The 9,367-nt window shown below is 31.8% G+C and carries 10 protein-coding genes; 5 read left to right on the forward strand and 5 right to left on the reverse strand.

Translation table 11 applies throughout. From position 1 onward, the window contains the following. Nucleotides 1–20: 20 nt before the first annotated feature. A complete protein-coding gene (locus AAC053_RS00755; protein ID WP_339751588.1) occupies nucleotides 21–491 on the forward strand; it encodes a DUF1569 domain-containing protein in 471 nt (156 codons plus the stop codon). 148 nt (nucleotides 492–639) lie between these two features. Here AAC053_RS00755 and AAC053_RS00760 read toward each other — a convergent pair whose 3' ends face one another. Beyond that, nucleotides 640–795: a hypothetical protein gene (locus AAC053_RS00760; RefSeq protein ID WP_339751590.1), complete on the reverse strand. Its 156-nt coding sequence runs from the start codon at nucleotides 793–795 to the stop codon at nucleotides 640–642. 126 nt (nucleotides 796–921) lie between these two features. After that, nucleotides 922–1,410, reverse strand: coding sequence for a hypothetical protein (locus AAC053_RS00765; RefSeq protein WP_339751592.1), 489 nt, complete (start codon nucleotides 1,408–1,410; stop codon nucleotides 922–924). 43 nt (nucleotides 1,411–1,453) lie between these two features. On the opposite strand from AAC053_RS00765, the gene AAC053_RS00770 reads away from it, so the two are divergent. After that, entirely contained in the window at nucleotides 1,454–2,596 is a 1,143-nt protein-coding gene (locus AAC053_RS00770) for a methionine aminotransferase (protein WP_339751593.1), read from the forward strand. A gap of 381 nt (nucleotides 2,597–2,977) precedes the next feature. After that, nucleotides 2,978–3,760 (forward strand): amidohydrolase, encoded by a 783-nt coding sequence (locus tag AAC053_RS00775; protein WP_339751594.1) that lies wholly within the window; start codon nucleotides 2,978–2,980, stop codon nucleotides 3,758–3,760. Here AAC053_RS00775 and AAC053_RS00780 read toward each other — a convergent pair. Then, nucleotides 3,744–5,354, reverse strand: coding sequence for an Ig-like domain-containing protein (locus AAC053_RS00780; RefSeq protein WP_339751597.1), 1,611 nt, complete (start codon nucleotides 5,352–5,354; stop codon nucleotides 3,744–3,746). The genes AAC053_RS00775 and AAC053_RS00780 overlap by 17 nt on opposite strands. Nucleotides 5,355–5,410: 56 nt before the next feature. Next, nucleotides 5,411–6,079: a phosphoribosyltransferase family protein gene (locus AAC053_RS00785; RefSeq protein WP_339751599.1), complete on the reverse strand. Its 669-nt coding sequence runs from the start codon at nucleotides 6,077–6,079 to the stop codon at nucleotides 5,411–5,413. A gap of 77 nt (nucleotides 6,080–6,156) precedes the next feature. Between AAC053_RS00785 and AAC053_RS00790 the strand changes: the two genes are divergently transcribed. After that, a complete protein-coding gene (locus AAC053_RS00790; protein ID WP_339751602.1) occupies nucleotides 6,157–7,041 on the forward strand; it encodes a hypothetical protein in 885 nt (294 codons plus the stop codon). Between the two features lie 61 nt (nucleotides 7,042–7,102). Next, the gene (locus AAC053_RS00795; protein ID WP_339751604.1) at nucleotides 7,103–8,641 is read left to right on the forward strand and encodes a glycine--tRNA ligase; all 1,539 of its coding nucleotides are present in this window, start codon (nucleotides 7,103–7,105) and stop codon (nucleotides 8,639–8,641) included. A gap of 81 nt (nucleotides 8,642–8,722) precedes the next feature. On the opposite strand, the gene AAC053_RS00800 is transcribed toward AAC053_RS00795, so the two are convergent. Next, on the reverse strand, nucleotides 8,723–9,259 hold the full coding sequence (locus tag AAC053_RS00800; RefSeq protein WP_339751606.1) for a DUF3575 domain-containing protein: 537 nt from the start codon (nucleotides 9,257–9,259) through the stop codon (nucleotides 8,723–8,725). Nucleotides 9,260–9,367 lie beyond the last annotated feature (108 nt).

Below are 9,367 nucleotides of genomic sequence, written 5' to 3' on the forward strand. Positions count from 1 at the left end.
CCCCTTTTTAATAAAACAAAATGAAAACATTAGACCTTACAGTTTTGCAAAATGCATTAAACGATATTGAAGGTTATTTACCAAATAGTGAGGTTTTAAATATTAAAGTTTCAAAAGTTAATGTGTCTTGGCATTTAGATCACAGCTTAAAAGTTATTAATAGTGTTGTAAAAAACATGCAGAATTCTGATTCAGCCTCATATATTGACAATTTTAGCTTTTTAGGGAAGTTATTATTAAAACTTAAATTCTTTCCAAGAGGAAAAGCAAAAGCACCAAAATATGTATTGCCCTCAGAAACTATTTTAATAGACGATATTAAAACACAATTAGCAGAAGCAAGACAGAATATAAAAGCAATTCCAAGTTTAGATAAAAACGCTTATTTTAAACATCCTTTATTTGGTAATGTAAACACATCTAGAGTCATCCGTTTCTTGGATGCGCATACAGATCATCATTTAAAAATTGTGAAAAGCATATTGAAGTAACTTGATTATGTGTCTGTCACTTCGAGTGATTCTGAAGTATGTGGAATTGTATCGAGAAGCTTTTTACTACAATTACAAAATATCTTTAAAAATGGTTCTCGATACAAAACTCAAGAAAAATGAATTTCACTCGAACTGACGGTGAAAATTAATTCCCAGTAACCAACAACCTACGAGCTCCTTTTACACCACACTTCTGATATTTATGATAAGCTTGTGCAGCGCGTTCTCTGATTTGAGCATCAATTTCATTTAAAATCCATCCATCAATGGCTGATTTTAAGGTATAAGCTTCAGGTGCCATTAAACCTGTTGTCCAAACTAGAGGGTTAACTTTGGTTTGTTCAAAATAGGGTTTAAAATAACCTTTACTAATACATGCTAAGACTATAGCATCTCGTTTAGTTTCATTTATAGGTGTAAAATTACCTTAAACATTAAATTCCATTAATCCATCATGACCAACATAAGCCAATAATTCAGATTTACCTCCAAATTGAAGTTTGATGTCATTATAAGAAATAGATTCATCATTTCTTCCTGCTGTAGCTTCAAGAAAATCTATTGTGGTTTGCTTAATGTGTTTTCCATCATAAGCATCAGCAAGCATATACGTATTTGAGCCTTTATGTTTAAATAATAAGCGTTCTAAAATTTTCGAATTATCTGATGTTATGGTTTCCACCAAAATCCAATCTTTGCTGTTTTTAAAATGGGTTTTCACTCCATACAACGCTCCCCAATATAAATTATTTTTTGGGTCTTGCCCATTACCCAATTTACTCGGAACTGGTACAATTCCTTGATTTGCATTGTCACATAAAGCGACAAATACATGAATTGTTTTAATTCCCTTTTCTTTTTTAGTAAATCCTAATAGTAGCGTAAAAAGAAGTAAGAAGAGTGTCTTTTTTTTCATATAACTCAAACGGAAATTCAACAGATTTAGTATCTTTAAACCTATGCAACACCAATCTAAACTACCAAACGTAAATACAACAATTTTCACTACAATGAGCGCTTTAGCAAACGCACATAAAGCTTTAAATCTGTCTCAAGGTTTTCCAAATTATCCGAGTTCTCAAAAGCTAAACGACCTGGTTACCTATGCCATGAATAATGGTTACAACCAATATGCACCAATGGCTGGCAATTTAGATCTACGCATAGCGATATCTAATAAATATGAGTTGTTATACAACAATACATATCATCCAGAAAAAGAAATAACCGTTACAGCTGGTGCAACACAAGCTATCTATACCATCGTATCTGCTTTTATAAGACCAAACGACGAAGTCCTAATTTTTAAACCTGCTTACGATTGCTACGAACCAACCGTTGAAGTCAATGGTGGCAAAACGATCGCTATACAATTATCTGCACCAGATTATAAAGTAGATTGGAATGAAGTCGCTTCAAAAATATCGTCAAAAACCAAGATGATTATCATTAATTCGCCTCATAATCCTAGTGGAACAGTTTGGTCTAAAAACGATATGCTTCAACTTCAGAAATTAACCAAAGACACTAATATTATTGTTTTAAGTGATGAAGTATATGAGCATATTGTGTTTGATGGTGAGCAACACCAAAGTGCCTGTTTATTTGATGACTTAAAGCAACGTAGTTTTATAACCGCTTCATTCGGAAAAACGTTTCACAACACAGGTTGGAAAATTGGCTACTGCTGCGCACCAGAATATTTAATGACTGAGTTTAGAAAAGTACATCAGTTCAATGTGTTTTCTGTAAATCATCCTGCTCAAAAAGGCATAGCCGATTATATGCAAGATGCCGAAACATATTTGGGTCTAAACTCATTTTTTCAGCAAAAGCGCGATTTGTTTTTGAATCTGATTTCAGAATCTCGATTTAAATTTAAACCCTCTCAAGGCACTTATTTTCAGGTTTTGGATTATACAAGTATTACTGATGAGCACGACGTTGATTTTGCAAAACGACTGACTAAAGACTTTAAAATAGCATCTATTCCATTATCTGTATTTAATAAAAAAAGTAAAGACGATAAGGTGTTGCGTTTCTGTTTTGCAAAAACTGATGAGACTTTAGTAAAAGCCGCTGAAATTTTATGCAAAATTTAAGTTACTTTTTGTACATTTCTGTGCCTCAAGAATAAACATAAAAACACATGAAATATTATATTACCCTTTTATTCTTAACACTATCATTGACGTCTTTTACACAGAAGGTAAAGACAAAGTCTTTTTAGACGGAAATGACATTACTGATATTTTAAATCTTGAAGGAAAAGATGCTATTTTAAAGCAAGCTGCCACGATTTCAGCAAAAATTAAAATGCTAGAAAAAGTTAAAAAAAGACTGAAAATCTTAAAAAAGATAAGAATAAAACCGAAAAAGCTCGAAAAAAAGGGAAATTTTCTCTCGAAGATGAAGGTAAATGGCTCGATAGACTTGAAAAGCTTAATGAAAGATTAGATAAAGCTAAACGTAAATTATAAACCATGAGTAATGCCTTAACGATTGCTGTAGTTCAAACCAATTTAATTTGGGAAAACCCAATAAAAAATAGGCGCTTACTAAACAATAAGATTAATACTATTACAAGCAGTATTGATCTTATTATTTTGCCAGAAATGTTCACTTCTGGCTTTACAATGAATGCATCTTCTATTGCAGAAACTATGGATGGAGAAACCATTGCATGGCTGAAGGAAAAAGCAAAAGAAAAACAAGCCGTAATCATTGGAAGTTTGGTCATTTCTGAAAATGATAATTATTATAATCGCTTGGTTTGCGTAGAACCTTCGGGAGAAATAACTAAATACGATAAACGTCACACTTTTACTTTAGCTGGCGAACATAAAGTCTATACGGCTGGCACAGAAAAAGTGATGTTCAATTATAAAGGTTGGAAAATTCACCCTTTAGTTTGTTACGATTTACGTTTTCCTGTTTGGGCTAGAAATGTAGAAAATTACGACCTTCTACTTTATGTGGCTAACTGGCCAAAACCAAGAATTAATGCTTGGGATGCACTTTTAAAAGCTCGCGCTATAGAAAATATGGCCTATTGTATTGGCGTAAACCGTATTGGATTAGATGGTAATAATTATGAATATCCTGGACATTCGGCCGCTTACGATGTTTTAGGAAATAGAATAGATTCGATACCAGCAGATAAGGAGGTCATAGACATTGTTGTTTTAGAAAAAGGTGTGATTAATAAATACAGAGATAAGCTTAACTTCTTAAACGATAGAGATAACTTTAATCTAAAAGTATAAAATCTATTATAAAATCGAAACTCGACCGCACTTCTTCTATTGGTGGTGAGTAACTAACACGTTCTGGCTGAATACCAAGTAAATAATTTCCAGTATCATATTTTCCATTGCCATTAGCATCGAAAATAGCACGTAAGGCATATTTTTTTGGCAACAGATCTGTGAAATCTACTACTGGTGACTCCGTTGTGTAATGTTCGTATAGCACATCACCTCTATCATTGACTAATTGAACAATCATTGGGAATTTAGCATTTATTAAAGTCACTCTAATATTTCCATATTCAGAATTCATCTTGGTTCTAAATGTATAATCTAAAGTATCCTTATTTGTACCTTCATAAAAATCTGTAAATGTTCCTGGTAACATTGTAAAAAAGTACTTCTTCCCTTCTTTCTTTTTAACAGGAAATGTATAGCGATTAAAAATGGAGTCGTATTTAACTTCAAAATCTGTATCTACTGAATCTCTATCCATCAGTTTTATTTTCGATTTATCAATTGCTGTAAATGGTACGTTCCCTTCAATTGTAAACTCTTGTTCAAAACTTAAAGTTCCAGAGGAAACTACTTTTAGCATTAAAGAATCTGCTTTAAGGTTTCTAAAACGATGCTTTAAGGTATCTATGTACTCTTTATTTGTGACAACAAAAAATGTTGTGTCTACTTCAAATTTTGGTTTGTACCAATAATACAATGTATCTGTGTCTGGAGCTTTAACAATACGCGTTTGGTAACCTTCGGGTGTTTCCCCTAAGACTTTAATTCGCATGGACTCATAATCTCCTTGGTAAGGAAAAATAATTCTAGACTCACCATCTTGTTTAGGTTTTACTGCTTTAAAATTAACTTCTTCCTTAAATAAAGTGACCTTAAAAGATGAATCTGTTGGCACTGAAATAAAATGGTCGTTAAAGCCTATTTTATCTGCCTTCTGATTAAATAGGTAATTACTATTCTTGTCTTTTAATGCAATTAACTTGTACTGTCCTTCTTTTATATTGTCAATACTAAAGCTCGTAAGACTATCTAATGTATTTGTTATATATCTTGGTTTTTCCTTATACACAATAGAGTCTGAATATGTAGAATCAATTTCATACAACATCACCGAAATAAAAGTATCTGGTTCTTCTTTTAAAGCATCAACCACATAGCCTTTTACGGATAATGAATCAATAGTTTCACCTGTAGAAAAGACATAACGATAATATGGATATGGGTTTTCTTCATTATTATCTACAATACTCTCACCAAAATTAAAAGCGTAGGTTGTATTGTCTTGTAATGTATCTTTTATTTGAATTGAAATGTATTCGCTAGCTCCTCCCATTGGAATAATAGTTGGATCTGTATCCATTGGAGGTGAAATAATTAATTGTTTGCGAACATCCTTTATCTTAACATATTCATCAAAATAAATTCTTATTTCATCTCCTTTAAAATTGGTTGAAAAATTCTCAGGTATAGTTTTTTCTATTTTAGGCGGCTCAAGATCTTTCTCACCACCTGATGGTGTACCACGATTAGCACAATTCATAATGGTTATTGCAATTAAAACAACACTTAAAATTCGCATTAAAGATACACGCATCTACTCTAAATAATTTTAGGACAAAGAAACAATATTAAAACAAAGAAACGAAAAAATCAATCTGCAATTGCTATCGTTGCAAGACTTAACTTAATATTATCAATTTTAAACAAAACCGAAGCACAGGCTTCAACAGTTGCTCCGGTTGTAATAATATCATCAACTAATAAGACGTGTTTTCCTTTTAAAGATACAGTATCTGATATATTAAATAATGCTCCATCATCATTCCATCGCATTAATCGCCCTTTAGAGACTTGTGTTTTGGTTGCTTTAGTTTTTACCAAAACAGTATCGTTATAATCTGCGCTCAAAGCTTTTGCAATTTCTTTCCCAAATTTAGCAACCTGATTATAACCACGTTTTCTCAACTTAGTCTTATATAATGGCACAGGTATAACAACATCCACGTCTTTAAAAACTTTCATTTCACTTAACTCAGCGCCTAACCATTTACCAAAAAAATCACTAATCTCTTCATGCCCTCTATACTTTAAATTATGTAATAACTGTTGTACAATTCCTTTTTTAGAAAAATGTAATAAAGCGGTTGCATTTTCGAGTTTAACCCGACCATAAACAATTTTCTTTACAGTTTCAGAAGCCTCAAAATGAAAATTAGTCACTGGTAATTGATGTCTGCAATTTGTGCAAATAACTAACTCATTATCTATCAAAGCAATATTACAGGCTTCGCAGACTTTAGGAAAGAATAAGTTTAACAAGTTTTTTACCACTTAATCGAATAAAATAAAATTACACTTCAATATAATCTAATTTCGCATTAACTAAGAAAATAATAATGATAGTTAACCCTCAATTATTTAACTATAGATTAATTATAAGTTCTTTATTAGTCGTTTTAACTGTTTTAGGGGTATTTAGTTTTACTAATTATAAATCCAATAAGTCCTACGAAGAATTCTTAAAACAAGAGAAGTTTTTGATAGAAAAAGAGCTATCAGAAATGTTAACAAGTTACGATGATTTAAGCCAAGACTATAATCTAATGTCTTCTCAGCTCCAAGAAGCAAAACTAGAAACTAAGAGTGCCTTAGATTCTTTAAGATTATTAAAAAGTGATTTATCAATTATCACTAGGTTTAAAGACCAGCTTATAGTTTTAAAATCTAAGAGTAAGGTGCTTCTAAGTACCATAGACTCTCTAAATTCTGCTAATATAAAGTTGCAGAAAGAAAAGCGATATGCTTTAAATACAATAGAAAAGAAGACTCTAGTCATAAATGACCTAGAAGACGCAAATGAATCTTTAAACAGAACCATTGATAATGCTTCGATATTAAAAGCTAGCAATATTGTTGCCCAAGCCTATAAATTAAAATCTGGTAAAAAACGATTCACAGAACGTGCAAAACGCACTAATGCCGTAGATGTATGTATCACCCTTACAGAAAACCCTTTAACCTTTAAAGGTAAAAAGGATATTTACATACAAATTGTAAGCCCTCAAGGCAATGTTGTATCAGATAAAGGTGAGGTTGTTTTTGGAGACACCTCTTTAATCTTCAGTAAAAAAGAAGTTGTTAATTATCTCAATGAAAACTTAGAAATTTGTACGGCAATTATTGCTGATGAGGAGGACAAACCATTTTTAAAAGGCTATTATTTTATTAATGTCTTCCATGAAAACATTAAACTAGGTAGTACTAGTATAGAATTAAAATAAACTATTACATAATTTTTTAAAAACCGCTCTATTAATTAGAGCGGTTTTTTATTTTTGCAGCATGGCAAATGACGATAAATTTAAAATAGTAATCTCTCATGCAAAAGAGTATGGTTACGTATTTCAGAGTAGTGAAATCTATGATGGCTTAAGTGCTGTTTATGACTATGCACAAAATGGAGCAGAACTAAAGAAAAACATACGAGACTATTGGTGGAAAGCTATGGTACAAATGCACGATAATATTGTAGGTATTGATGCCGCAATTTTTATGCATCCAACCATATGGAAAGCTTCTGGGCACGTTGATGCGTTTAATGACCCCTTAATTGATAATAAAGATTCTAAAAAGCGTTATAGGGCAGATGTTTTAGTAGAAGATTATTGTTTAAAAATTGAAGCTAAAATAAATAAGGAAGTTGCCAAAGCAGCCAAACGCTTTGGTGATGCTTTTAATAAAACCGAATTTATTTCTACAAATGGACGTGTTGTTGGTTATCAAGAAAAAATAGATAGTATCCTTAAACGTTTGGGACAATCTTTAGAAAAAGAAGATTTAGTAGATGTAAAGGCATTGATTGAAGAACTTGAAATTGCTGACCCTTTAACAGGCAGTCGAAACTGGACAGACGTAAAGCAATTTAATCTAATGTTTGGCACTAAACTAGGCGCTTCTGCTGAGTCTGCAATGGATTTATACTTGCGTCCTGAAACCGCTCAAGGTATTTTTGTGAACTTTCTTAATGTTCAGAAAACTGGACGCATGAAAATTCCTTTTGGAATTGCCCAAACAGGAAAAGCATTTAGAAATGAGATTGTCGCCAGACAATTTATTTTTAGAATGCGTGAGTTTGAACAAATGGAAATGCAATTTTTTATAAAGCCAGGCACACAAAAAGAATGGTTTGAATATTGGAAAACCACAAGAATGAAGTGGCATAATTCTCTTGGTTTAGGTAAAGACAATTACCGTTTTCACGACCATGAAAAATTAGCACATTACGCAGATGCTGCAACAGATATTGAATTTAATTTCCCGTTCGGATTTAAAGAATTAGAAGGTATTCACTCACGTACAGATTTCGATTTAAAACAGCACCAAGAATTCTCAGGTAAAAAATTACAGTATTTCGACCATGAAGAAAATAAAAGTTATACACCTTATGTTTTAGAAACATCTATTGGTTTAGACCGTATGTTCTTAGCTGTATTCTCAAACTCTTTAGTTGAAGAAGAACTAGAAAATAATACTACACGTACTGTTTTAAAATTACCAGCAGTTTTAGCACCGACAAAAGCGGCTATATTTCCTTTGGTTAAAAAAGACGGTTTACCCGAAGTTGCAAAGCAAATTGTAGAAGACTTAAAATGGGATTTTAATGTGTTCTATGATGAAAAAGATGCTGTCGGAAAACGTTATAGAAGACAAGATGCCAACGGAACACCATTTTGTATTACTGTAGACCATGATACGTTAGTAGATAACACTGTTACCATTCGCCATAGAGATACAATGGAACAGAAACGTGTTAAAATTGAAGACTTAAAAGATATTATAAAAGCAGAAGTTGATGTGAAGCATTGGTTGATGAAGATGTGATAAATTTCTGCGGAAACAAGAATTTCATAAAAAACAAAACCCAAGCCACTGCTTGGGTTTTGTTTTTTTTAAACCTAAAGATTAAAATCTATAACCTACATTAATTCCAAATTTACCAACAAAATCTAATTCACTTTCCTCATTATTAAATAGATTTCTACCAACTCCATAATTTACTTCTCCAAAAAAACCTCCTTTGGTAATCCATTTTCCACCTAAACCAACACCTAAGGCAAAGTCAGTAACAAAATTATCATTATCATCATCAAAAAATAAGAAATCTATATCACGATTTGTACGATTAAACATACCAAATCCTTCTAGAAAAAAACCTCCTGCATATTTTTTACCGAAATAATATCTGTAATAAGGAGAAATATAATATTCAACATTATCTTTTATCTCTTCATCATAGGCTACAAAAGCACTAATACCAACACCAGACTCTGCATTTAATAAATACTCGTAACCTACTTCAACCGCTCCTACCACAAGCATAATTGCGTTAATCTTAATTTCATGTTTGCCAAAATATTCACTATCAAAAAGGTCTTGCTCTTGGGCATTAATTGTTAGGCTTGAGCACAAAACTAGAAGTGCTAAAAAAGATTTTTTCATTATTTTATTTTTTTTTACTAAATATTGTAACATACAATCATACCACATAGATACAAAACTATCTAAATGGTTGCGTAAGAAAATACATTAGTTTTAAAAATAAGCCTT

Origin of the sequence: uncultured Winogradskyella sp. (genome assembly GCF_963975125.1) — a bacterium.
GTDB lineage: Bacteria > Bacteroidota > Bacteroidia > Flavobacteriales > Flavobacteriaceae > Winogradskyella.